The organism is Sphingomonas sp., from assembly GCF_041661825.1.
Taxonomy (GTDB): Bacteria; Pseudomonadota; Alphaproteobacteria; order Sphingomonadales; family Sphingomonadaceae; genus Sphingomonas.
This window is the reverse complement of record NZ_JBAZTU010000002.1, coordinates 1,108,847-1,132,033: the sequence shown is the minus strand read 5'-3', so window position 1 is coordinate 1,132,033 and position 23,187 is coordinate 1,108,847. Positions and strand designations below refer to the sequence as shown.

The following is a 23,187-nucleotide window of genomic DNA, read 5'->3' as shown; positions in this document are numbered from 1 at the left end:
TTCTACTTCGCCGCCACCCGCCAGATCACATTGCCGACATCGTCCGCCACCAGCAGCGCGCCGGTCCTGTCGGTGATCACGCCGACCGGGCGGCCCTGCGCCTGGCCGTCCTTGTTGAGGAAGCCCGTCAGCACATCGACGGGCTTGGTGCCCTTCAGCGGGAAGCCAATGTCGCCGAACGGCACATAGATGACCTTGTAGCCCGACACCGGCACCCGGTTCCACGATCCATGCAGGCCGACAAAGGCGCCATTGGCGAACCGCTCCCCAAGCTTCGCGTCGCCAGCGAAGGCGATGCCGAGCGCGGCGGTGTGCGGCCCAAGCGCATAATCGGGGCGCTTGGAATATTGCTGGAGCTGCGGATTGCCTGGATCGACGCGCGTGTCCGGATAGCCGCCCCAGTAAAACCAGGGCCAGCCGAAATGATCGCCCAGCTCGACCGCGGTCATATAATCGGGCGCGAGATCGGAGCCGAGCATGTCGCGCTCGTTGACCGTTACCCACAGCCCGCCCGATTTCGGTTCGATCGCCAGGCCATTGGGGTTGCGCAGGCCCGCGGCAAAGACGCGGAAGGTCTTTGCCTCGGGATAGACCTGCAGGATATTGGCGCGGAATTTCTCCGCCTCGATCCCGTTCTCGGCAATATTGCTCGCCGATCCGACTGTCACGTACAGCGTCTTGCCGCCCGGATCCGCGATTACGTTGCGTGCCCAGTGATTGCCGCCCGGGTTGAGCTTGATCACCGTCTCGGGCTTGGCGGAAATCGTCGTCTCGCCGTCCTTGTAGGGCACGCGGACCAGCGCATCGGTATTGCCGATGTACAGCCAGCCCCCCATCAGCGCCATGCCGAAGGGCGAGTTGAGCCCGGTCATAAAGGTCGTGCGGCTCTCCGCCACGCCGTCGCCGTCGGTGTCGCGCAGCAGGATGATCTTGTTCGGGGAAGCCACGCCCGCGCCGGCCCGGCCCATCAGATACCCCATCACTGCGCCGGCGATGCCGCCACCCTCACGCGGCGGCGAATTGCTCTCCGCTACCAGCACGTCGCCATTGGGCAGGCGGTAGAGCCAGCGCGGATGATCGAGCCCGCTCGCAAACGCCTTCACCGCAAGGCCGGCGGCGGGCACCGGTGTCACGCCCTGCGGCCAGCCGACCGCGTCTGCCACCTTCACCGTCGGGAAGCTCTGGATCCGCGGAGGGGTGATCTCGGGCCTGTTGCCGGTGACGGCTTCGACCGGGAGATGCGCCACATCGGGCTGGCGCAGCCAGAACCAGAAGGCGATCGCCGCGACGATGAGGATTCCGGTGATGATCAGGAAGTGTTTGCGCATGAGATAAGGTTACGCCAGCGACAGGGGGAAAGGAAGAGGTGTCGCACGCTCTACGCCGCCCTTTCGGCGTTGTTCCGTTCCATGGAAGACGCGGGGAGGATTGGCCGAACCGCCCATCCCCCGTTATGGCGCACTCATGCTCCGCATCACTGAACTGAAACTGCCGCTCAACCATGCGGAAGAGGCCCTGGCCGCCGCGATCCGCAATCGCCTGCGCATCACCCCACGCGACCTGGTCCGCTTCACCATCGCCCGCCGCGCTCATGATGCGCGCGACAAGATGGACATCCAGCTCGTTTATTCCATCGACGTCACTCTGCGCGACGAAGCGCCCGTGCTCGCGCGCTTCAAAAAAGACCGCCATGTCCAGCGCACGCCCGACACGAGCTATCGCTTCCCGGTAAAGGCCCACGCCGGCTGGAGCGGCAAGCGCCCCGTCGTCATCGGCACAGGCCCCTGCGGCCTGTTCGCCGGGCTGATCCTAGCCCAGATGGGCTTCCGCCCGATCATCCTCGATCGCGGCAAGGAAGTGAAGCAACGCACCAAGGACACCTGGGGCCTGTGGCGCAAAAGCGAGCTCAACCCCGAATCCAACGTCCAGTTCGGGGAGGGCGGCGCCGGCACTTTTTCCGACGGCAAGCTCTACAGCCGTATCAAGGATCCGCGCCATCTCGACCGCAAGGTGCTGATCGAGTTCGTCAAGGCCGGCGCGCCCGCCGAGATCCTCACCGAGGCCCACCCCCATATCGGCACCTTCCGCCTCGTCGCGATGGTCCAGAGCCTGCGCGAGACGATCGAGGGCCTGGGCGGCGAATATCGTTTCGAACACCGCGTCGACCGCCTCGACATCGCGATCGACCCTGACGGCACCCGCCGCGTGCGCGGGCTCCACCTCCACACCGGTGAGTATCTCGAGGCGGATCAGGTCGTGCTCGCGATCGGCCACAGCGCGCGCGACACCTTCCACATGCTCCATGACGAGGGCGTGTTCGTCGAGGCCAAACCCTTTTCGATCGGCGTGCGCATCGAGCATCCGCAAAGCTGGATCGACGACGCCCGCTTCGGGCCCTCGGCCGGCCACCCGATCCTCGGTGCGGCGGACTACAGTCTGTCGCACCACTGCAGGAATGGCCGTACCGTCTACAGCTTCTGCATGTGCCCCGGCGGCACCGTGGTGGCGGCAACTTCGGAGGAAGGCCGCGTCGCCACCAACGGCATGAGCCAATATTCCCGCAACGAGCGCAACGCGAATTCAGGCCTGGTCGTCGGCATCGATCCCGCGCGCGACTATCCCGACCACCCGCTCGCCGGCATCGCGTTGCAGCGCCACTGGGAATCGCGCGCCTATGTCGCCGGCGGCTCCAACTACAAGGCGCCCGCCCAGACCCTCGGCGACTTCCTCGCCGGCCGCCCGTCGAGCAAGCTCGGCACTGTTGCGCCTTCCTATCTCCCCGGGGTCACCCCGACTGACCTGGCCGAATGCCTGCCCGATTTCGCCGTGACGGCCATGCGCGAGGCACTGGTCGCCTTCGGCCGCCTGGTCCCCGGCTACGACCACCCCGACGCGCTGATGACCGGCGTCGAAACGCGCACCTCCTCCCCCATCCGCATCACCCGCGGTGCAGACTTCCAGAGTCTCAACACCACCGGCCTGTTCCCCGCCGGCGAAGGCGCGGGCTATGCCGGCGGCATCCTCTCCGCCGCGGTGGACGGCATCAAGGTGGCGGAAGCCGTGGCGGCGCGCATTATGGGTTAAACCTCGCCCGTTCCCCCGTTCGTTTCGAGCGAAGTCGAGAAACTGACCCGGGCGCTATTTGGCTTGTTTCTCGACTTCGCTCGAAACGAACGGGGAAGGGGATGTAGCCAACTCGTTGGCGCATCCTCTTCGCGCCTCCGCGCGAACCAAATAAAAAGGCCGCCGGCGAGGGGGATCGCCGGCGGCCTGCGAGCGCGTGCGCTCGGGGAACGGATTATGCCCGCAGATCGTAGCGATCGGCGTCCATCACCTTGGTCCAGGCGGCAACGAAGTCCTTCACGAACTTCGTCCCCGCATCGCTCGACGCATAGACCTCGGACACTGCCCGAAGCTGCGAGTTGGACCCGAAAACCAGGTCGGTCCGCGTCGCGGTCCATCGTTGCTCGTTCGTGTTGCGGTCGGTGCCCGCGAACTCCTCGTCGCCAGCCTCGTCGATTTCCTTCCACGCCGTGCCCATGTCGAGCAGATTGACGAAGAAATCGTTGGTCAGCTGCCCCGGCCGGTCGGTCAGCACGCCGTGCGCCGATCCGCCATAATTGGCGCCCAGCACGCGCAGGCCGCCCACCAGCACCGCCATCTCCGGCGTACTCAGCCCCAGCAACTGCGCCCGGTCGACCAGCAATTCCTCGGTCGGCACGCTGAACCGCACCGAGAGGTAATTGCGGAACCCGTCCGCCTTGGGCTCGAGCACATCGATATTGCCGATCTCGGTCTGCTCGGCGCTGGCATCGGTGCGGCCCGGCGAGAAGGGCGCGGTCACGTCCTGACCCGCATCCTTCGCCGCCTTCTCCACCGCGGCCGAGCCACCGAGCACGATCAAATCGGCAATGCTGACCTGCTTGCCGCCGCCAGCACCGTCGAAGTCGCGCTTGATGCCTTCATAGACCTCCAGCACCTTGGCCAGCTTCGCCGGCTCGTTGACTTCCCAGTCCTTTTGCGGTGCCAGCCGGATGCGCCCGCCATTGGCGCCGCCGCGGTGGTCCGATCCGCGATAGGTCGCGGCCGACGCCCAGGCCGTCCTCACCAGCTCGGCCACGCTCAGCCCCGATCCGAGGATCTTCTGCTTCAGCGCCGCCACGTCGCCGCTGTCGATCGGCGCATAATCCGCCTTGGGGATCGGGTCCTGCCAGATCAGGTCCTCGGCCGGTACGTCGGGTCCGAGATAGCGCACCTTCGGCCCCATGTCGCGATGGCACAGCTTGAACCAGGCGCGGGCAAAGGCATCGGCGAACTGGTCGGGATTGTCCCGGAACCGCTCGTTGATCGCGCGGTATGCCGGGTCCGCCTTCATCGCGATGTCGGCGGTGGTCATCATCGTCGGCAGGCGCCGCTCGGGGCTGTGCGCACCCGGCGCCAGATCCTCGGGCGCCTGGTTGATCGGCTGCCACTGCTTGGCTCCCGCCGGGCTGCGCACCAGTTCGTACTCATAATCGAACAGCATGTGGAAGAAGCTCATATCCCAGGTGATCGGCGTCGGCGTCCACGCGCCTTCGATGCCGCTGGTGATGGTGTGATCGCCCACGCCCGATTCATGCCCGCTCTGCCAGCCGAGGCCCTGCTGCGCGATATCGGCGCCTTCCGGCTCCGCACCGACCAGCGAGGCATCGCCCGCGCCATGTGCCTTGCCGAACGTATGGCCGCCCGCCACCAGCGCCGCGGTCTCCTCGTCGTTCATGCCCATCCGGCCGAACGTCTCGCGGATGTCGCGCGCCGACTGGATCGGGTCGGGGTTGCCGCCCGGCCCTTCGGGATTGACGTAGATCAGGCCCATCTGGATCGCGGCGAGCGGGCTTTCCAGCACCATCTCGCGCTCGGGCTGGATGCGCGTCTGGTTGTCGGCATGGCCGACCCATTGCTCCTCAGTGCCCCAGTAAATGTCCTTCTCGGGCTCGAACACATCGGCACGGCCGCCGCCGAAACCGAAAACGGGTCCGCCCATCGATTCGATCGCGACATTGCCCGCCAGGATCATCAGATCGGCCCAGCTCAGCTTGCGGCCGTACTTCTGCTTCACCGGCCAGAGCAGCCGGCGCGCCTTGTCGAGATTGCCGTTGTCCGGCCAGCTGTTGAGCGGCGCGAACCGTTGCGACCCGGAAGAAGCCCCGCCGCGCCCGTCGCCGCTGCGGTAGGTGCCGGCGCTGTGCCACGCCATGCGGATGAAGAACGGGCCATAATGCCCGTAATCGGCCGGCCACCAGGGCTGGCTGTCGGTCATCAACGCGGTCAGGTCGCTCTTCACCGCCGCCAGGTCGAGCGTCTTGAACTCGGCCGCATAGTCGAAATCGTCGCCCATCGGGTCGCCCGACAGGCCGTTCTGCTGAAGGACCTCCAGCGACAGCTGGTTCGGCCACCAGTCGCGGTTGGTCCGCCCGAGAAGGGATCGCAGCGCGGCAGGCTCTTTCATCGGGCAGCCCAGTGGGTCGCCGCTCGTCTTCGCGTCCATGTCGGTATCCTCTCGTGGTTGAACCTTCTTCACGGAACCTAGACTCGGCGCCGTGCGGGCGGAAACGACTTAACTCGGTTAGTGCGAACGGGGAAATCGATCAGAGGCGAGGGAGGGGCGAGGCGTGCGAAGGGCGAGCCCGAAGGGGACTGGCGCATCGAGTCCTCCCGCCACGGGCGCCGGCCACAGTTTTTGTGTGGTTTCTGGAGTTTTGTCACAAAAAATCCACAGCCTCCGCATAACGGACCCTTCGTAACGCGGTTTCACCGCGTTTCCGGCTTCAATCACCAAAGGGGAAATTCGATGTTCCGCTTCACGCGACTTTCGTCGCGCGCAGCTTTGCGCGCGCTGCTGATGCTCGGTTCGACTGCGGTCGTCGTCATGGCGGCCTCGCCTGCGGGCGCGCAGGATTATACCAACATCTCCGCCTCGGGTCGGGTAACGTCGATGGACGGCGCACCGATCGCCGATGCGCAGGTGAAGATCACCTCCTCGGACAAGGGCGTCAGCCGCACGGTGACGACCGATGGCGCCGGCGCCTACACCATCCCGCAGCTCGCACCCGGCAATTACGACGTCGCCATCACGGCGGACGGCTTCACGGCCTATAGCGAGTCCAGCGTCCCGCTGACGCGGGAGACCGGCGGGGCCAACAGCTACCGCCTGGTTCCGGAATCGCAGAATGGCGACATCGTCGTGACCGGTGCGCGCCAGCGCGTCGCGGATTTCCAGGACACCACTGTCGGGAGCACGATCAACCTTGCGTCCCTCACGCAGCGCGTGCCGATCGGCCGCTCGCTGCGCGACGTGATGCTGCTGACGCCGGGCACCGTGCAGGGCTCGTCGCCCTCGAACGGCGGCTTTGCCAACCAGGTCTCGATTGCCGGCGCGGCCTTCACGGAGAACGCCTTTTACATCAACGGCCTGAACGTCACCGACTTCGTCTCGGGTGGCCAGCCGACCGAGGTGCCGTTCGACTTCTACCAGACCGTCGAGGTCAAGACCGGCGGCGCCCCGGCGGAATTCGGGCGCGCGACGGGCGGTTATGTCGTTGCGACCACCAAATCGGGCTCGAACGAATATCATGCGAGCGTGACCGGCATCTGGGAACCGGAAGACCTGCGCGGCAATGCGCCGTCGACGCGCACCATCGATTATCGCCACGCGACCGCCAGCCGCAAGGAACTGATCCTTCAGGCCAGCGGCCCGATCATCAAGGATCACCTGTTCGTCTACGGCCTCTACAATATGCGCGACATCCGCTCGATGACGCCGCAGGCCAATCAGAACAACGCAACGGGCGTGACGAACACGAGCCCGTTCTGGGGCGGCAAGATCGATGGCTACATCACCGGCGACCATCATTTCGAATTCACCTATTTCGACACGACCAACGACACGCATAATCGCAGCTACAACTGGGATCGCACCAACCACACGCTCGGCAACAAGACGGGCGGCACCAATGCCCGGGCGGGCGGCATCAACTATGTGGGCCGCTATACCGGCACCTTCACGCCGTGGCTGACGCTGTCGGGCGCGTACGGCGTCAACAAGCTGCGCTCGGGCAATCTTCCGCTCGATACCGCCAATCCGCAGGTCGTCGATTATCGCAGCGACCCGGCCGGCATCCAGATCGGCCTCAACAAGGTGACCGACGCTTTCAGCAGCACTGATGACGAGCGCGAGTTCTACCGCGTCGATGCCGACCTGCAATTCCATCTGTTCGGGTCGCACCATGTCCGCATCGGCTACGACCATGAAAAGGACACCCAGGCGCAGACCTTCCAGACGATCGGCGCCGGCGCGTTCAAGATCTACGCCGTCACCGCTGATTCCGCCGCGCGCATCGGCCTGCCGATCGGCACGGAATATTACACGACGCGCGTCTATGCCCAGAACGGCATCGCCCATGTCCGCAACGAGGCTTATTATATTCAGGATCAATGGTCGCTGTTCGACAATCGCCTGCGCCTCGATCTTGGCCTGCGCAACGACCGCTTCAGCAATCAGGGCGTCAACGGCAAGTCCTTCTTCGAATCGGGCAACCAATGGGCGCCGCGCGTCGGCGCTTCGTTCGATCCGCTGGGCGACGGGCGCACCAAGATCTTCGGCTCCTATTCGCAATATTATCTGCCGATGGCAGGCGACATCAATCTGAACGTCGCTGGCAGCCTGGTCACCTACACCCGCTATAACCGCTTCAACGGCGTCAGCGGCGCGGGCAGCATCCCGGCCGAGGGCGCCCCGATCCTGTCGGTCGTCAACACGACTGCCTGCCCCGATACCGGCGTGCGGAACTGCGAGGTCTCGGCCGACGGTTCGGCGTTCAACCCGGCGGGCGCCATCGCCACCAACATCAAGCCGCAATCGAGCAACGAGTTCATCCTCGGCGCCGAGCACCAGTTCGGCGATCATGTGCGGATCGGCGCTTATTTCACGCATCGCGAGCTGAAGGACGTGATCGAGGATATCTCGATCGACGCCGGCGCACGCGCCTATTGCGTCGGCAAGGGCTTCACCGCGGCGGCGTGCCAGTCGGCCTATCCGGGCGGCAGCCAGTTCGTCATCGCCAATCCCGGGCGCGACGTGACCGTGCAGATCAACAAACTGCCCGACGGATCGACGCCGACGGTGACGCTGAAGGCAGCCGACCTCGGCTATCCCAAGCCGAGCCGCAATTACAACGCGCTGACGCTGACCTTCGACCGCAGCTTCGACAAGAAATGGAGCCTGGCCGGCTCCTACACGCTCGCCTTCGACAAGGGGAATTACGAGGGCGGCGTGCGATCGGAAAATGGGCAGCTGGCGATCAACCGCACCGCCGACTTCGACTCGCCGGGCTTCGTCAACGGCGCGTACGGGTATCTGCCGAACGATCGCCGTCACACCTTCAAGGCCTATGGCAGCTACCGGCTGCTCGACATGCTCGACCTGGGCGCCAACGCCGTTCTCCAGTCACCCGTGCATTACAGCTGCATCGGCGCGGTGCCGGTCAGCGTCGACGCCTATGCGAACACCTATCACGGCTATGCCTATTATTGTCAGGGCAAGCTCATTCCGCGCGGCACGGCGTTCACGGGCGACTGGCTGACTCAGATCGATGTCAGCGCGGTCGTGCATCTGCCGCTGCCGCACGGGGTCGACGCGTCGGTGCGTCTCGACGTGTTCAACCTGTTCAACAGCCATGCGGTGACGTCGTATAACAATTTCGGCGAACTGGGCGACGGATCGGCGAACCCCGACTATCGCTCGCCGGTCAATTATCAGACGCCGCGCTCGGTGCGGCTGACGGCCCGCCTCGGCTTCTGAGGCCATATCGCCGGGGGCCGGCCCGTGCGGCCGGCCCCCGGCATCCCGCTTGCAAAAACCCGGACACCAAGCATGGTCGGCCGGAATAGCGGGGCGAGCGGGAACAAGCACATGGAGGGGGCAATAGAGAAACGATCACAACGGCAGCGCGAGATCATGTCGCGGCTGCGCAGCGGGCGAACGCTGTCGGTGACGGCGCTCGCGGCGGATCTCGCCGTATCGGACGAGACGATCCGCCGCGAGCTTCGCGCGCTCGAGGATCACGGCGTCATCATCCGCGAACATGGCGGCGCGCGCATGACGGCGCCGGTCCATGAAGGGCCGCTCCATCAGCGGATGGAGGAGAATTCGGACGCCAAGCTGCGCATCGCCCGTGCGGCTGCCGAATTCGTCCTGGACGGCGCGATCCTGTTCATCGACTCCGGCACGACGAGCTGTTTCATCGCGCGGCAGCTGGTCGACCGGCGGGCGCTGACCGTCATCACGAATTCGCTGCGCGTGGCGAACGATCTCGGCGGCATCAACAACAACCGCCTGTTCCTCGCGGGCGGGCAGATGGACTATGATTATCGCGCCTTCTCGGATCATCACGCACAGGACTTTGTCCGCGGTTTCACCCCGCACCTGGCGATCCTGTCGGTCGGCGGGATCAGCACCGAGCGCGGGCTGATGGATTTTCATCCCGGCGAGGCGGAGATGAGCCGGATCGCCTATGCGACCTCGAAGCAGGTGCTGCTCGGCGCCGATTCATCCAAATTCGGTCGCTATGCGCTGATCCAGACGGCGGCGCTGAGCGAGGTCGATATCCTCGTCACCGATCAGCCGCTCGAGGATGACTACGCGCGAGCGTTCGCTCATGCCGAGGTGGTTGTCGCCTGACGCGCGTTGACCGCGCGCATCAGCGGTATCCCGACCAGCAGCACGAGCAGCGCGCCCGAGCCCGCCACCGCCGCCTGGAGCAGCCAGAAGGACGCCGGCGCCATGCGCTCGTAATAGACGCCGCTGAACCCGACCCACAGATGCGCGAAGAAGCCGTGCAGGTAGAACAGCCCCATCCAGAACCCGACCAGCCGGCGCGGCGCGACGCCGGCGATCAGGCTCAGGCCGGATGGCCAGATCAGCACGATCGCGCTGTCGATCAGCAGCAGATAACAAAGCGCCCAGGGCAGCGTCAGCGGCGCCCCGCCACCGCTCGCGCTGCCGACCGCCAGGAGCAGATATCCCGCCGCGCAGCACAATCCGCCGAGCAGGACCTGCACCACCGCGCCGATCGCGATGCGACGCCGCTCGAGCGCACGGATCGCAAGTTGCGATCCGGCGATCAGCACCAGCGTGAAGGCGCCGTCGAGCGACAGGAACCAGGCGACCGGCATCGTCCACCCGCCCGCCCGCAGGTCGACATGAGTGCGCGCCCACACCAGGAAGATGTTGCCGAGTTGCTCATAGGCCGCGAAGCACAGATAGATCGCGATCAGCGTGACGATCAGCAGCCCGGTCGTGGCGAGCGGTGCGCGCGGCGCACCGGCCGGCACGGCCACTGCCGGTGCGCGGTCAGGTTCGCCGCCGATGCGCAGATAGAAGGCCAGCCCCAGCACGACCGCGGCAATGGCCGCGCCGATCGCGTTGACCGGCCCCGCAACCATCGCCACGGCACCGCACGCCAGCGGGCCGCAGATCACGCCCGCATTCAGGAAGCCGAGATAGACGGCATAGCCGCGCCGCCGCTGCGCTTCGTCGCGAAACAGCAACCCGACCTGCGCCGATAAATTGCCCTTCAGCAGGCCGGTGCCGACCGCGAACGGGATCAGGCCGATCAGGAAGCTGTGCTCGCTCAGCATCATCACCAGGCCGAGCAGCATGCCGACCCCGCCGGCCACCACCATCGTTCGCCGGCTGCCGATCAGGTCGCCGGCCAGTCCGCCGAACGGGATCGAGAGATAGATCAGCGCATTGGCATAGCCGTAGAGCTGCGAGGCGAGGGCGATGCTGGAGACCGGTCCGAACAGCGCGGTGCTCGCCGCGCGGAAGGCCGACGCCCCGATCACGCGCGACAGGTCGCCCACGAGAACCCGGTCGACCAGGATCAGCACGAGCAGCGACTTCACCCCGTACATGGCGAATCGCTCCCAGAACTCCATCGCCGCAAGCGACAGGAAGCGCGGATCCAGTACCTTGACGTCCGCCGCCGCGCCCTCGCCCGATTCCATCTCGCCAGCCCTCATCGAGCGGAGCCCTAGGCAGGCTTGGCAACATGATGATGACAGTGGCCGCGGACGGCTCAGGCTGGGTGCGGGAAGGCCAAAGCGGGTTCGCTGAGGCCGGGCGCGCCGGTCTCGACATGCCCGGCGAGCCGCAGCCGCACCCCATTGTCCGCGGTCAGCATCAGGTCGTACCAGCGATGGTCGGCGAGCAGGACCGGCCGTTGCACCTCGGCGCCCGCGGGTACCGCTACCTGCTCGCTGGTGCCGCGATGGGCGCAGTGCAGTGTCATGGCGATCGGTTCATCGCCGCGATTGGCGAGGCGCAGCGCCCCGCCCGTCCCGTCCTCGCGCCAGGCGATCGCCGACTCGATTCGGCGCGCGCGTCCATCGCCGCGGAATTCGCGGTGAAAGCCGTCTGGCCCGCGCACGACGATCGCATGCGGCCGGTCCCGGCGGAGCGGCCAGGCTTCCTCGAGCTGCGAGGTCGCGGCGACGGTGAAATAGCGCCAGCCGGAAAACATGGTTTCGTCCTGCACCCCGAACACGATCCCGACGGGCCCCCGATTCTCGAAGCGCAAGGTCAGGCCGGCGTCGGACCAACTGGGTTCGACGGCGAAGCGGTACGGCAGCGGGCGGGCCCGGCGGGTTCCGGGCTCCTGTGCCGGCACGTCGTCGCCCTTGGCGATGGCCGGTGCGGGCGCGCTGGCGCACAGCCGCTCGGTTTCGGCGATATAGCCTGCGACTGACGGCAATGCCGCCGCCCAGCCTGTGTCGAGGCGCGCCTCGCGCGACACGTCGAAATCGAAGATCGAGGTCAGGTCGCCGCACACCGAGCGCCGCCACGGCGAGATATTGGGTTCGGCCACGCCGAAGCGCTTCTCCAGGAAGCGCAGCACGGACGTATGGTCGAAAAGCTGCGAGTTCACCCAGCCGCCGCGCGTCCAGGGAGAGATCACCAGCATCGGCACGCGCGGGCCGAGCCCGACCGGCTCGCCCTGATAGGTCTCGCTCCGCACATCGACATTGCTCGCGCCATAGCCGGGCGCGATCGCCGGCATCGGCGCGGGCACATGATCGAAAAACCCGTCATTCTCGTCATAGTTCAGGATGAAGACGGTCTTCGCCCACACCTTCGGGTTCGCGGCGAGCGCCGCGACGAGGTTGCCGATCAGCACTTCGCCGAACGGTACCGGCGCATCGGGATGCTCGCTCATCTGCATCATCGGCACGATCCAGGAAACCGAGGGTAGGCGATCGGCGGCGACATCCGCCGCAAAGGCTGCGATCAGATGCTGTGCCTGCGTCTTTTCCGGATCTTTGGGTGCCGCGCCGCCGATCCAGTCAACATAGGCCCGCCCGCGCCGGTAGAGCGAGGATGCCGGATCGAGCTTCCGGAACTCCTTGAAATAGCCGAGCGGGTTGTCCGAATAATTGGCCAGTTCCTGATAGACGCGCCACGAGACGCCCGCTTCCTCCAGCCGCCCGGCATAGCTGCGCCACGGCAGTCCGTCGGTCGCGTCGTCCTTCGCCATGTCGGCACCGGGATTGGGATCGGTGCCGCCATTGGTGACGCAATAGACGCCTTCCTGGCCGACGCTGAGGCCGTTCGTGCCCGAAAAATGATAGAGCCGGTTGGGGCCGGTCGGCCCCTGCAGCGAGCAGTGATAGCTGTCGCAAATGGTGAACTGGTCGGCCAGCGCGTAATAATAGGGGATATCGGCGCGCGTCAGGTGTGCCATGGTGAGCGGTCCCTTCTGGTCCGCCCACACGTCCCAGTTGTGCCAGCGCGCCTGGCTGTCCTTCCAGCTATGGTCGAGGCCGGTGAAGCACCGCGCGTTGCTGCTGTTGTAATCGAGCCGGAACGGCCAGGCGATCTGCCCGCCGTCGCGATCCGCGCGGCGCTGCGCCCAGACGGGCTTGCCCCCCGGCAGCGTCACCGGGCGCGGATCGCCAAAGCCGCGCACGCCGCGCAACGTGCCGAAATAGTGATCGAACGATCGGTTCTCCTGCATCAGGATCACGACATGCTCGATATCCGCGATCGAGCCGTGCCCGCCCAGTCGCCGCAACCCCTGCGCCGGTTCGCTCGTGGCGATGGCGGCACCGGAAGCGCCGAGGAGAAAAGCCCTGCGGTCGATCGTCACATGTGTCTCCCAAAGTGATCCGATCCGGCCGACGCATGAAGCACCGACCGGAAGCATCCCCGCAGCTAACCGCGCTATGTGCAAGAGATGTGACGGAACTCGGGTTCTTTGGGATTTCTGATCGAACCAGTCATCGCGTCAACACAGCGGCAGGCTACGCATTCCGGAATCCGTGCCTCGCTACGTCCTGCTTGCGCCCGCATAAACTTCACCATATGGTGAACTATAGAACAGGCCGGCCGGCCTCCTCGTTGGCCGCGGGCGCCACGGGTCGCACTATCTGGAGGGTGAATGAGGATGACGACGAAAGTTTTGCAGTCCGATATGCCGGGCGCGCAGCGTCCCTGGCTGGTAGAGGTTTCGACCTCGCTCTTCTTCAGCGCACTGGGCATCGCCGCCCTTGTCTGCGCGTCCTCGACTGGAGCCGAGGCCCAGGCCGCCGCTGCGGAACGCTATGCCGCCATGGCACCAATCGAACAGTACAGGACGGCCAGTCAGGCTGAAGAGATCGCTCTGGCGCGCAGTGCCGCGCCTGCATCCATCTCGGACAAGGCCGAGATCCTGACGCTCGGCGCCGCCGGCTATGAGACCGCGGTGAAGGGCACCAACGGCTTCGTCTGCATCGTGCAGCGCGCCTGGGCCAGCGACTTTGCGGATGCTCAATTCTGGAACCCGCGGCTGCGGGCGCCCAACTGCTTCAATCCGGCGGCGGCGCGGTCCGTGGTGCCGGCCTATCTCACCCGCACCAAATGGGTCCTTGAGGGCGCTTCGAAGTCCGTCATGCTGGACCGGACCAAAGCGGCGGTTGCCGCCGGGCAGATCACGCCGCCCGAGGTGGGCGCCATGTGTTACATGATGTCGAAGCTGGGCTATCTCAGCGACGACGCGGCGGGGCCGTGGCACGCCCATCTGATGTTTTTCGTGCCAAAGGCGGACGCCGCCTCATGGGGCGCAAATCTCGCCGGTTCTCCGGTCATCGTCGGCGATGCCGGCGCGGAGCCGGTCACGGTGTTCCTCGTGCCGGTAGCGATCTGGTCGGATGGTACGTCCAGCGTTCAGCCCGCGCCGATGAAGATGTAGCACGCGCCGCAGCCCGGATTGACATTGGACCTGCCTCGAATGAAGTTCACCAGATGGTGAACAATCTGCCCGGTCTCAACCGCACCTTCGCGGCGTTGGGCGATCCAACCCGGCTGGCCATCCTGGCGCGGCTCGAGCGGGAGGACGGCGCCACCGTCTCCGATCTCGCCGCGCCCTTCGCCATCAAGCTGCCGGCCGTCATGAAGCATCTGGGGATACTTGAGGACGCCGGACTGATCACCCGGAAGAAGCAAGGCCGCACCGTGACGGTGCGTCTCGCGCCCGATCCGATGGAAGAGGCGATGACGTGGCTCCGCCGGTACGAGCGTTTCTGGTCCACCGGGCTCGATCGGCTGGCCGCGGCAGCCGAGGAGATGGAAGCCAGGGCCACGGAGAAGCGTGCATGACGAGTATTTCCCTGGTCAGGCGCATTGCCGCGCGGCCGTCGATTGTGTTCGACCTGCTGGCCACGCCCGAGGGCATCCCGCTCTGGTGGGGGCCTGATGACGGCCCCGTTCTCATCGCAGAATCGGACTTTCGGCCCGGCGGCAAATTCCGTGTCAGGTTTCGGGATGCACTGGGTGACGAACATGAGACATCCGGCGAATTCCTGGAAATCGTCCGGCCGGTGCGGGTTGTCATGAGCTGGTCGTGGCTGGGCGGCGTGGAAGACCCTGGCGAATCCCGTGTGGAATTCGACCTTGCAGAGGCTGGAGAAGGCACGACTCTGACCCTTACCCATTCCCGCCTGCACGAAGAGGCAACGGGTCTCACCCATCAGACGGGTTGGATCGGGGCGCTCGACAAGCTCGCGCGCCATTTCGACGTGGCTTGAGTAAGTCGGGTCTTGAGTAATTCGGGGACACTAGCCAAATTGACTGCACCCCTTGAGTGAGGCACAGTAATTGAGTGACATAGCTGATGGGACAGCGGTCACCCTTAATCAAAGCACTCCAGAAGTTATGGCCGGATTAGTCGATATTTAGGGCCGCGGCAGCTCTGAAGAAATATGGAAGCGTGATTGACTTCCTCCCATGCGGACGAGACACTCTTGGTAAGGTGTGCGCCGCGCTCGGTGGGCGTGCTCTTGTTGCGCGAGCGATCGGGGGAAGGCATGGCAACGACAAAAACTACCAAGGCCAGCACGACACAGCGAAATCGAGGCAGGACAACGGACGCCGCGTTTCGCAAGGGCATCATGACCTTGCCCAGGCTGGTCGACGTCCCGTCCTCGCCGCTCGACCGGCCGGCCCGCGCCGATGCCGTGCCGTCGTCCCCTGATCTGTCGCTGGGCAGGATGGTGGAAACCAATGGTGGCAGCTCGCTGGAGAAAGTGCCGGGCTTCGATACTGCAAGGGCGCGCAATGCGGGCCTCTTTCCGCGCGCCACGGCGATGGGCGCCGCGTCTCTCGGTGTGGATGGCTTTGCTCTCGAGAACATGATCGGCGTCGACAATCTGGTGCCTGTACCGGATACCACGAGCGTTCCCTGGCGCTGCGTCGCGCTGCTGTCGATCACCTATGAGGATGGCATCAGGGCAACGGGCACGGCCTGGTTCATGAGCGCAAAGGCGCTCGGCACGGCCGGCCACAATATCCGCCATCCCGAACATGGCCGCGCTACCGAAATACTGGTGTCGCCCGCTTTCGACGGCAGTACTGCCCCGTTCGGCACGTACCGGGTGAACCAGACCTATTGCGATCCGGCCTGGCTTAACGGGAATACTGACGCCGGTCTGGATTTCGGCGTGCTTGTGCTGGATGACAATAGCGTCGGGCTCAGGCTCGGCTGGTTCGGCTTCGCTGCGTATGACGACCGGCAGCTCAACAAGCTGCTGCTGAACGTGAGCGGCTACCCGATGGATCGCGCGAGCCGTACGCAGCATTACAATGGCGGCCGTATCGACGATGTCGGCAGCATGTTTCTGCGCTACACGTTCGACACCGTCGGGGGCATGAGCGGAGCGCCCATTTTTGCTCTGTTCGGGGAACAGCGCGTCGTCGTCGGCATCCATACTTCCGGCAACGACCGGTCGAACAGGGCGCGCCGTATCGACAGGTCACTCTACGCGATTCTCAGCCGGTTCGCGATGGCATGATCGCGCTGCCTTCCTGTCCCGGCTGATCTCAGAGAGTCTTCATATACGCGACGAGAGCCATCCGCTCGTCCTCGCCGAAGCCGCGGTTGCCATAATCATGGCCCAGGTTCGAATTGCCGAAGATATTGCGGCCGTTCGCGTCCTTGGTGCGGAACCATGAGCCATAACCCTGTTCCTTGCTGACGAATCCGACATGCCGGGGATCGAATTCCCGGTTGCCGACCCAGAAGCTGGTGGGTCGCTTTTCCGGCGAGAGAAGCAGGTCGTAGAGTGAACGTACCGAGCCATTGTGCAGATAAGGCGCGGTGGCCCAGATGCCGTTCAGCGGCCTGCCCTTGTACGCCAGTGTCCTCGCGGCCTTGTCGGTCGGCGGCAGCGCGTTCGCCGCGGCTTTGCAATTCTCGAGTCTCTGGTCGTCGCTCAGCGGCTGATCGGCCGGCGGCTGGCGTTCGATGCCGCTCTCGAGACCAAAAACCTCGATCCGATCCTTCTTCCCGATCGCCTTGCCCACGGCGATCCACACGATCTTGCTCTTCTTGCCCAGCAGAACTCCGATCGCCTGGGTCTTCAGATAGTCTTGCGTGGGGGCGATCGCGGGCAGGGGGAATCCGCCAGCGATGGCATCCTTCGTTCCCGTCAGGTTTCCTCCGCGGGCTTGATAGCTGAAGGTATTGCACGCCATCCAGGGATCGGTCCCGAGGCCAGCCGGGTCCCAGATGGGGGTCATCTGCGCGACGATCGGCGTTTTGAGGTCGGTCCGCTTCAGCGGCGCATGACAACCGGCGCAGGACTGATTGAAGAGTCGCTTGCCGTAGGAAACCTGCCCCGTATCCGGCATCCCGAACGCCGCCGGCCATTTGGGCGACATCAGCCGTCCCAACTGATCTTCCATCGCCACCAGGTTGCCGACGTCGACGCTGGATCTGTAGCCGTTCAGCCCCGCCTCTCGCCGGGTGGTGACATCCGCAAAGACTCCGATGACTTCGCTGGTGTTCCTGACCAGCGCGCCCGCGTCCAGATCGCCTCTGCCGATTCTGATGTTCTGGTTGGGAACAAGGCCGTTCCACTGGACGAAATCATGCTGGTTCGCGTTCCAGATAAAAGGATAGCTGACCGGCGCATCCGGTTCGCCGCGAAGAGGAGCGGAGGAGTTGTTCAGAAAGGCCACCTTGTTCAGGATGTGACCGACGGCATCGAGGCGCCCATACCCGTATACGCTAGCGGTGCGATTGAACCCCTCCAGTTCGTTCTGGTGGGCTAGAAGCCTGGCGAACGCCGCTTTCAGCAAGACCCGGTCCGCCGCGACGCGTAGATCGTTCTTTTCCTTCGGCCGTCGCGGCGTCACCACCCGGGCGGCAAACCGGTCCCATTTTGCGGGTTCGGCGAGCGTCTGCTGCATCGCCACGCGCAACGCATCGGTGAAACCCTGGAAGTCCGACAAGGCCGGGGCCCCGTCGATGACGCGGGCTTCACCATTGTAGGTAATCCTGGTGGTGTGGCAGGCGGCGCAGTTGAGGCCGATCCAGGACTCCTTGTCCGACTGACCCTGGTACCAGCGCAGCTTCGTGACGTTGAGCTTTTCGTCCGACTGGCAGTCGCGGGCAAAGCCGATCGGAAGCTGGTCGCCCGGTGCCGCTGTGGGGCAGGGCCGCTTCGCTCTTCCGACCACCTGCGGCGCGACATCGGCCGGCAGATAGTTGAAGCGGTCGAAATAGGCGCGATCCATGAACAACATGGTGGAGGTGGGTGCTTCGATCGCCATGAGCCACTTTTCAGGTATCAGCCGGGAGCCCTGCGAGCCGCGATACCATTCAAATCGATCGCGATCGGTCCAGTTCTGACCCTCGGGTTCGGGCGCCGGGGCCGGCTCGCTGGCGACATGAGCACAGGCGGTCAGCGCCAGGATCGACGCTGAGACCGCTAAGATGAAATGTCCTGTTCTGCTGCCGATCGCCGAAGTCACGCGCGCCTCCCCCCGAAGTCTTTGCGGAATATGGCTCGAATATATTCCAACAATTAGCAAATGCAACCGCGCGAATAATAAGTCGTATTGCGACAGGGGAGTTGGTATTTTCTGAAGAGCAATAAACATCGAGATCGGCGATAAAGGAACCGAATCTGGTTATATATCGCGGCCATTCGCTAGGAATCTGGTCGTGATTGAGCCTGTATTGCGCTGCTCGCTATTCAGATGACACGTACCGCGGCCCTATATCTCTTCCCGGCCTCCAGCTTCGCTCTCTGGAACGCGTGATTTGGCGCGCTGCAAAGCCGCCGCCGCTGGCCGCGTCGCACCGCGCCGGCCGCTGCTCCGCCTGTCGCCGCTCCAGACGCCTCCGCCCGGGCCTTGGATCGAAGCGCAAGCATAGCCCTCCGCGAATCGGCCATCGATTCAAAACATCTCCACGCCCCCCTAAAGATATGTCGTCCGGTCCATTTGGCAGAGATTGCCATCCGAGACCGTGGCGCGGCCGACGCAATATTGATCATCGGCCAATGAAGGAGGCCGTCGCGTCGCGACGGACTGTGTTCGCGCGGGAGAAGTACAATTGGAACCTTCCGCAGAACTATGTGTCAACCAAGGAGCATTTATGAAAATTTCCAAATCGATCAAAGCGGCGCTCTCGTGTGTCGCGATGATGACCATGTCGTCCGCGGCTTTCGCCACGCCGACCTATTCCGGACTGACCACCATCCAGAGCGTCGTTGTTTTTCAGTCGGGCCTCGTGCTTATCACGATCGGCACGACGACGCCGTCTTCGCCCTGGTCGACCTGCAACGGCAACCATCAATTTGCGTTCGGTACCTCAAGCCTGGGCGGGCAGACGCTCTACAAGAACGTCATCACCGCGCAGCAGGGCGCCAAGGGCGTGTACGTCGTGGGGACTGGGACGTGCACCTTGCGGAGCTCGACCGAAGACGTGGATTACATCCAGATCAATCCGTGATCTGAACCTCGCGTCCGCTATTGTCCGGTGAGGCCAGGGCCGCCGGACAATAGTACGGACCAACGCCTGACCGTGCCTCCCGCCTTGGGGGCACGGATCAGCGAAAAGGCCCGTCGCCGCCCGGTCTCAATCGAACAACGGCGCCAACCGCTCGGTAATCCGCTCCAGTACCGTCGCCCCCGCCAGATCGGGCTCGAACCCTTCGCCCGTGATCGTCTCGAACGCCTCGGCATAGATCGCCGAGGTGCCCAGCACGAGCTCCTGCGGAATCGCCGGGATCGGGTCGGTATATGGGTCGCACCGCGCCGCCACCCAGGCGCGGATGAAGTCCTTGTCGAAGCTTTCGGGCCGCTCGCCGCCTTCGAAGCGCTCGGCATAGCTCGCCTGTTTCCAGTAGCGGCTGCTGTCCGGCGTGTGGATCTCGTCCGCCAGGATGATCTTGCCGTCCGGGTCCACGCCGAACTCATATTTGGTGTCGGCCAGGATCAGCCCGCGCTCGGCCGCCATGCTCTGACCGCGTGCGAACAGCGCGAGCGCAGTGGCGCTGATCTCTTCCCACTGCGCGGGCGTGAGCAGCTTGTGCTCGAGGATCTCGGCCGGCGTCAGTGGGGCGTCGTGCCCGCCGTCGAATTCCTTGCTGGTCGGCGTGATGACGGGGGCGGGCAGGGCCTGATTGTCGTGCATCCCGTCGGGCAGGGTCATGCCGTACATGGTGCGCTGGCCCGCCTTGTAGAGTGTCAGGATCGAGGTGCCCGTCGTCCCCGCGAGATAGCCGCGCACCACAATCTCCACCGGCAATATGTCGAGCCGGCGGCACAGCAACACGTTGGGGTCAGGATATCCCAGCACATGGTTGGCGCAGATATCGGCGGTCTGCTCGAACCAGAAGCGCGCGGTCTGAGTAAGGATCTGCCCCTTGAACGGCACGGCGCAGAGGATCCGGTCGAACGCGCTCAGCCGGTCGCTCGCGATGATCACCCGGCGCCCATCGGCCAGATCGTAATTGTCGCGCACCTTGCCGCGGTAATGCTTCGGCAGCTGCGGGATCGTCGCATCGTCCAGCACGCGCGTGGCATAAGCGGCAAGGTCTTGAGGCGACATGGACAGGTCCTTGTGAGGGTATGCGGCGCGTCCCTAGAGCATCGAGCGGCAAATCCGAACCCCCGCTGTTCGCCCCGAGCCGGCTCAACCCTCGTCGCTCTCCGGCCGCGCCCTGGGTGGATGCAGCCGCACCCGTTCCACCCGGGTCGGCTCGGCCTCGATCACTTCGATCGTCCAGCCGCTGTCATGCTGGATGCACTCGCCCCGTTGCGGCACGTGCCCGGCCAGCACCGCGGCCAGGCCGCCGATCGTGTCGACATCGCCGTCCACGTCCAGCTCGGTCCCGATCGTCTCCGCGACATCCTCCAGCTCGGCGCGCGCATCCGCTTCCCACGCGCCGCCATCGAGCGGCACGAGCAGCGCTTCGGGCGCGTCGTCATGCTCGTCCTCGATGTCGCCGGTGATCTCCTCGATCAGGTCCTCGATCGTGACGAGCCCTTCGGTCCCGAAATACTCGTCGAGCACGATGGCGAGATGCACACGCTTCTGCCGCATGTCCGCCAGCAGATCGAGCGCCCCGCGCGACATCGGCACGTACAGCGGCTCGCGGATCAGCCCTTCCAGCGTCGCGGGATGCTCGGCCCCGGTCGCCAGGATGTTGAACACGTCCTTCATGTGGATCATGCCGATGATCGTATCGAGCTTCTCGCGGTACACCGGCAACCGGCTGTGCCCGGCCTCGGCGAACAGCTTGATCAGGTCGGCGAAGCTGGTCTTCTCCTCCACCGCAACGATGTCCGCGCGCGGCACGCCGACATCGCCCGCGTCGCGCTCGCCGAAATGCAGCAGGTTCCGCACCATCTGGCGCTCGAGCGGGGAAAGGTCGCCGGCCGCGTCGGGCTCGGGATCGTCCTCATGCGCGTCGATCGCTTCCTCGAGCTGCGCGCGGAGCGAATCATCCCCCGGATCGCCAAAGATGAAGGAGCGGAAGGAGCGCCATATGCTGCCTTCCTGGGTTCCGGCGCCGTCCGTGTTTCGTCCGGTGCCGCTGCTACTGTCGCCTTCGGGCATTTTAGTGGGTCAGTCCTCTTGAATCAGATAGGGGTCGTCGATCCCCAGCGCCTTCAGCGCCTCGGTCTCGATCCGCTCCATCGCCTCGGCCTCAGGGTCTTCCATATGATCATAGCCGAGTAAATGCAGCGTGCCATGCACGATCAAATGAGTCGCATGATCCGCGATGGAGATATTCTTCTCGGCCGCCTCGCTTGCGCACACGCCGTACGCCAGCACGATATCGCCGAGCAGCACTTCGCCATCGTCCGAATTCTGGTCGATCGTGTCGAGCAGGTCCGCCTGCACCATCGGGAAGCTCAGCACATTGGTCGGCTTGTCCTTCTGCCGATACTGCGCGTTGAGCGTCCGTACTTCCTCATCGGTGGTGAGGCGAACGGAGATCTCGACCAAGGCGGACGCAGTCAGCATCTCCCCATGCTCGGTCCGCTCCATCGCCGCGGTCGCCGCGCGCAGGGCGAGCGCCTCCCAGTCGATGGTCTCGGGCCAGGGGGCCTCGATGGAAAGGGCGGTTTCTAACATCCTCCCCTCCCTGAAAGGGAGGGGCAGGGGGTGGGTAGCGAGCGCAGCGAGCCCTCCGTGCGTCCCGCAAAAAGCGTCGACCGGGGCATCGAGCCGGGCTCGCCACTGGACCCACCCCTTTGTCCCCTCCCTTGCAGGGAGGGGAAGATGATCAATTCAAGCATCCACGCCCTCATACGCCTCGACGATCCGCCCAACGATCGGATGCCGCACCACGTCGCCCGAGCCGAATCGGCAGATCGACAGCCCCTCGACTCCCTCCAGCCGCCCGACCGCATCGTTCAGGCCGGACGCCGCCATGCCCCCGGGAAGATCGGTCTGCTTGGGGTCGCCGCACACCACCATGCGGCTGTTCTCGCCGAAGCGGGTCAGGAACATCTTCATCTGCGCCGGCGTGGTGTTCTGCGCTTCGTCCAGGATGATGAAGGCATCGGCCAGCGTCCGCCCGCGCATGAAGGCGATCGGCGCGATCTCGATCTCGCCGCTGAGGATGCGCCGCTCGACCTGCTCCGCCGGCAGGCAGTCGTTCAGCGCGTCGTAGAGCGGCCGCAGATAGGGATCGACCTTCTCCTTCATGTCGCCCGGCAGGAAGCCGAGCTTCTCGCCCGCCTCCACCGCCGGCCGCGACAGGATCAGCCGCTGCACGCTCCCCGTGATCAGCTGCGCGACGGCCTGCGCCACCGCGATATAGGTCTTGCCCGTGCCTGCCGGCCCGAGCGCGAAGATGATGTCGTGGTTAAGCAGCTCGCGCATATAATGCTGCTGCGCCAGGGTCCGCGGCACGATCGTCTTCTTGCGCGTGCGGATCATCACCTGCGGCGCACCGTCCGCGTCCGCGCGGATGATGCCCGCCAGCGTCGGCTCGGCCGACATCGCGATCACGGCGTCGACCAGCCCGGCATCGGCCCGCTCGCCGCGTACGATGCGGTTGTACAGGCTCTGCAGCACGTCGCGCGCCGCCGCGACCGACTCGGCGGTGCCTTCCAGCCCCACGCGATTGCCCCGCGCGGTGATGTATACCCCCATGCGATTCTCGAGCAGCAACAGGTTCTGGTCGAACTCCCCGAAGAGCTGCGGCATGAGCTGGGGCTTGTCGAACACGACCTCGGTACGGCTGCGGTCACCGGACTGGGCTTGGACAGGCTTGCGGCTCATGCGGTTCCTTCAGGCGGGAGGGGGGGCGGGCGACTCACCCGAACGGACCGCGCGGCGCGGTGTTCCGGGGAAGGGGCGAGTCAGCGTC

Annotated in this window: 17 protein-coding genes; 8 read left to right on the top strand and 9 right to left on the bottom strand. The window is 65.1% G+C overall.

Going from position 1 to position 23,187, the window contains the following annotated elements:
• Positions 1-2: 2 nt before the first annotated feature.
• A complete protein-coding gene (locus WC729_RS12540; protein WP_372853141.1) occupies positions 3-1,328 on the bottom strand; it encodes a sorbosone dehydrogenase family protein in 1,326 nt (441 codons plus the stop codon).
• Positions 1,329-1,464: 136 nt separating this feature from the next.
• Here WC729_RS12540 and WC729_RS12535 point away from each other — a divergent pair, with 136 nt between their 5' ends.
• A complete protein-coding gene (locus WC729_RS12535; protein ID WP_372853139.1) occupies positions 1,465-3,084 on the top strand; it encodes an NAD(P)/FAD-dependent oxidoreductase in 1,620 nt (539 codons plus the stop codon).
• Positions 3,085-3,298: 214 nt separating this feature from the next.
• On the opposite strand, the gene katG is transcribed toward WC729_RS12535, so the two are convergent.
• Positions 3,299-5,527, bottom strand: coding sequence for a catalase/peroxidase HPI (gene katG / locus WC729_RS12530; protein ID WP_372853137.1), 2,229 nt, complete (start codon positions 5,525-5,527; stop codon positions 3,299-3,301).
• Positions 5,528-5,830: 303 nt separating this feature from the next.
• Here katG and WC729_RS12525 point away from each other — a divergent pair, with 303 nt between their 5' ends.
• Together WC729_RS12525 and WC729_RS12520 are read left to right on the top strand one after the other, a co-directional pair.
• The gene (locus tag WC729_RS12525) at positions 5,831-8,839 is read left to right on the top strand and encodes a carboxypeptidase regulatory-like domain-containing protein (protein WP_372853135.1); all 3,009 of its coding nucleotides are present in this window, start codon (positions 5,831-5,833) and stop codon (positions 8,837-8,839) included.
• Between the two features lie 111 nt (positions 8,840-8,950).
• Positions 8,951-9,718, top strand: a complete 768-nt coding sequence (locus tag WC729_RS12520; RefSeq protein ID WP_372853133.1) for a DeoR/GlpR family DNA-binding transcription regulator — start codon at positions 8,951-8,953, stop codon at positions 9,716-9,718.
• Here the strand turns inward: WC729_RS12520 and WC729_RS12515 are convergent.
• Together WC729_RS12515 and WC729_RS12510 are read right to left on the bottom strand one after the other, a co-directional pair.
• Entirely contained in the window at positions 9,694-11,061 is a 1,368-nt protein-coding gene (locus WC729_RS12515; RefSeq protein WP_372853131.1) for an MFS transporter, read from the bottom strand. The genes WC729_RS12520 and WC729_RS12515 overlap by 25 nt on opposite strands.
• Before the next feature lie 56 nt (positions 11,062-11,117).
• Entirely contained in the window at positions 11,118-13,184 is a 2,067-nt protein-coding gene (locus WC729_RS12510) for a phosphocholine-specific phospholipase C (RefSeq protein ID WP_372853129.1), read from the bottom strand.
• Positions 13,185-13,481: 297 nt separating this feature from the next.
• On the opposite strand from WC729_RS12510, the gene WC729_RS12505 reads away from it, so the two are divergent.
• The 4 genes from WC729_RS12505 to WC729_RS12490 all read left to right on the top strand — a co-directional run bounded on the left by WC729_RS12505 (position 13,482) and on the right by WC729_RS12490 (position 16,362).
• Positions 13,482-14,264 (top strand): hypothetical protein, encoded by a 783-nt coding sequence (locus WC729_RS12505; RefSeq protein WP_372853127.1) that lies wholly within the window; start codon positions 13,482-13,484, stop codon positions 14,262-14,264.
• A 53-nt stretch (positions 14,265-14,317) separates the two neighbouring features.
• Entirely contained in the window at positions 14,318-14,671 is a 354-nt protein-coding gene (locus WC729_RS12500) for an ArsR/SmtB family transcription factor (protein ID WP_372853125.1), read from the top strand.
• Positions 14,668-15,099 carry an SRPBCC domain-containing protein gene (locus WC729_RS12495; protein ID WP_372853123.1) on the top strand — a complete coding sequence of 144 codons (432 nt, stop codon included), beginning with the start codon at positions 14,668-14,670 and terminating at the stop codon, positions 15,097-15,099. The genes WC729_RS12500 and WC729_RS12495 overlap by 4 nt, the downstream gene beginning before the upstream one ends.
• A 363-nt stretch (positions 15,100-15,462) precedes the next feature.
• Positions 15,463-16,362: a serine protease gene (locus tag WC729_RS12490; RefSeq protein ID WP_372853121.1), complete on the top strand. Its 900-nt coding sequence runs from the start codon at positions 15,463-15,465 to the stop codon at positions 16,360-16,362.
• A gap of 28 nt (positions 16,363-16,390) precedes the next feature.
• Here WC729_RS12490 and WC729_RS12485 read toward each other — a convergent pair whose 3' ends face one another.
• A complete protein-coding gene (locus WC729_RS12485) occupies positions 16,391-18,325 on the bottom strand; it encodes a di-heme-cytochrome C peroxidase (protein WP_372853119.1) in 1,935 nt (644 codons plus the stop codon).
• 628 nt (positions 18,326-18,953) lie between these two features.
• Between WC729_RS12485 and WC729_RS12480 the strand changes: the two genes are divergently transcribed.
• On the top strand, positions 18,954-19,310 hold the full coding sequence (locus tag WC729_RS12480; protein WP_372853117.1) for a hypothetical protein: 357 nt from the start codon (positions 18,954-18,956) through the stop codon (positions 19,308-19,310).
• Positions 19,311-19,436: 126 nt separating this feature from the next.
• On the opposite strand, the gene WC729_RS12475 is transcribed toward WC729_RS12480, so the two are convergent.
• The 4 genes from WC729_RS12475 to WC729_RS12460 form a co-directional block, all read right to left on the bottom strand.
• Positions 19,437-20,411 (bottom strand): phosphoribosylaminoimidazolesuccinocarboxamide synthase, encoded by a 975-nt coding sequence (locus WC729_RS12475; RefSeq protein ID WP_372853115.1) that lies wholly within the window; start codon positions 20,409-20,411, stop codon positions 19,437-19,439.
• 84 nt (positions 20,412-20,495) lie between these two features.
• Entirely contained in the window at positions 20,496-21,422 is a 927-nt protein-coding gene (locus tag WC729_RS12470) for a hemolysin family protein (protein WP_372853113.1), read from the bottom strand.
• Between the two features lie 9 nt (positions 21,423-21,431).
• Positions 21,432-21,944, bottom strand: a complete 513-nt coding sequence (gene ybeY / locus WC729_RS12465) for an rRNA maturation RNase YbeY (RefSeq protein WP_372853111.1) — start codon at positions 21,942-21,944, stop codon at positions 21,432-21,434.
• Positions 21,945-22,100: 156 nt separating this feature from the next.
• Entirely contained in the window at positions 22,101-23,099 is a 999-nt protein-coding gene (locus WC729_RS12460; protein WP_372853109.1) for a PhoH family protein, read from the bottom strand.
• Positions 23,100-23,187 lie beyond the last annotated feature (88 nt).

What these genes read in the sequence shown, in the direction of transcription:
- WC729_RS12525 (WP_372853135.1), top strand. Translation starts at nt 5,831, where the DNA reads ATGTTCCGCTTCACGCGACTTTCGTCGCGCGCAGCTTTGCGCGCGCTG.
- WC729_RS12520 (WP_372853133.1), top strand. Translation starts at nt 8,951, where the DNA reads ATGGAGGGGGCAATAGAGAAACGATCACAACGGCAGCGCGAGATCATG.
- WC729_RS12495 (WP_372853123.1), top strand. Translation starts at nt 14,668, where the DNA reads ATGACGAGTATTTCCCTGGTCAGGCGCATTGCCGCGCGGCCGTCGATT.
- WC729_RS12500 (WP_372853125.1), top strand. Translation starts at nt 14,318, where the DNA reads ATGGTGAACAATCTGCCCGGTCTCAACCGCACCTTCGCGGCGTTGGGC.
- WC729_RS12535 (WP_372853139.1), top strand. Translation starts at nt 1,465, where the DNA reads ATGCTCCGCATCACTGAACTGAAACTGCCGCTCAACCATGCGGAAGAG.
- WC729_RS12490 (WP_372853121.1), top strand. Translation starts at nt 15,463, where the DNA reads ATGACCTTGCCCAGGCTGGTCGACGTCCCGTCCTCGCCGCTCGACCGG.
- WC729_RS12540 (WP_372853141.1), bottom strand. Translation starts at nt 1,328, where the DNA reads ATGCGCAAACACTTCCTGATCATCACCGGAATCCTCATCGTCGCGGCG.
- WC729_RS12460 (WP_372853109.1), bottom strand. Translation starts at nt 23,099, where the DNA reads ATGAGCCGCAAGCCTGTCCAAGCCCAGTCCGGTGACCGCAGCCGTACC.
- ybeY (WP_372853111.1), bottom strand. Translation starts at nt 21,944, where the DNA reads ATGTTAGAAACCGCCCTTTCCATCGAGGCCCCCTGGCCCGAGACCATC.
- WC729_RS12475 (WP_372853115.1), bottom strand. Translation starts at nt 20,411, where the DNA reads ATGTCGCCTCAAGACCTTGCCGCTTATGCCACGCGCGTGCTGGACGAT.
- WC729_RS12515 (WP_372853131.1), bottom strand. Translation starts at nt 11,061, where the DNA reads ATGAGGGCTGGCGAGATGGAATCGGGCGAGGGCGCGGCGGCGGACGTC.
- WC729_RS12505 (WP_372853127.1), top strand. Translation starts at nt 13,482, where the DNA reads ATGACGACGAAAGTTTTGCAGTCCGATATGCCGGGCGCGCAGCGTCCC.
- WC729_RS12470 (WP_372853113.1), bottom strand. Translation starts at nt 21,422, where the DNA reads ATGCCCGAAGGCGACAGTAGCAGCGGCACCGGACGAAACACGGACGGC.
- katG (WP_372853137.1), bottom strand. Translation starts at nt 5,527, where the DNA reads ATGGACGCGAAGACGAGCGGCGACCCACTGGGCTGCCCGATGAAAGAG.
- WC729_RS12480 (WP_372853117.1), top strand. Translation starts at nt 18,954, where the DNA reads ATGAAAATTTCCAAATCGATCAAAGCGGCGCTCTCGTGTGTCGCGATG.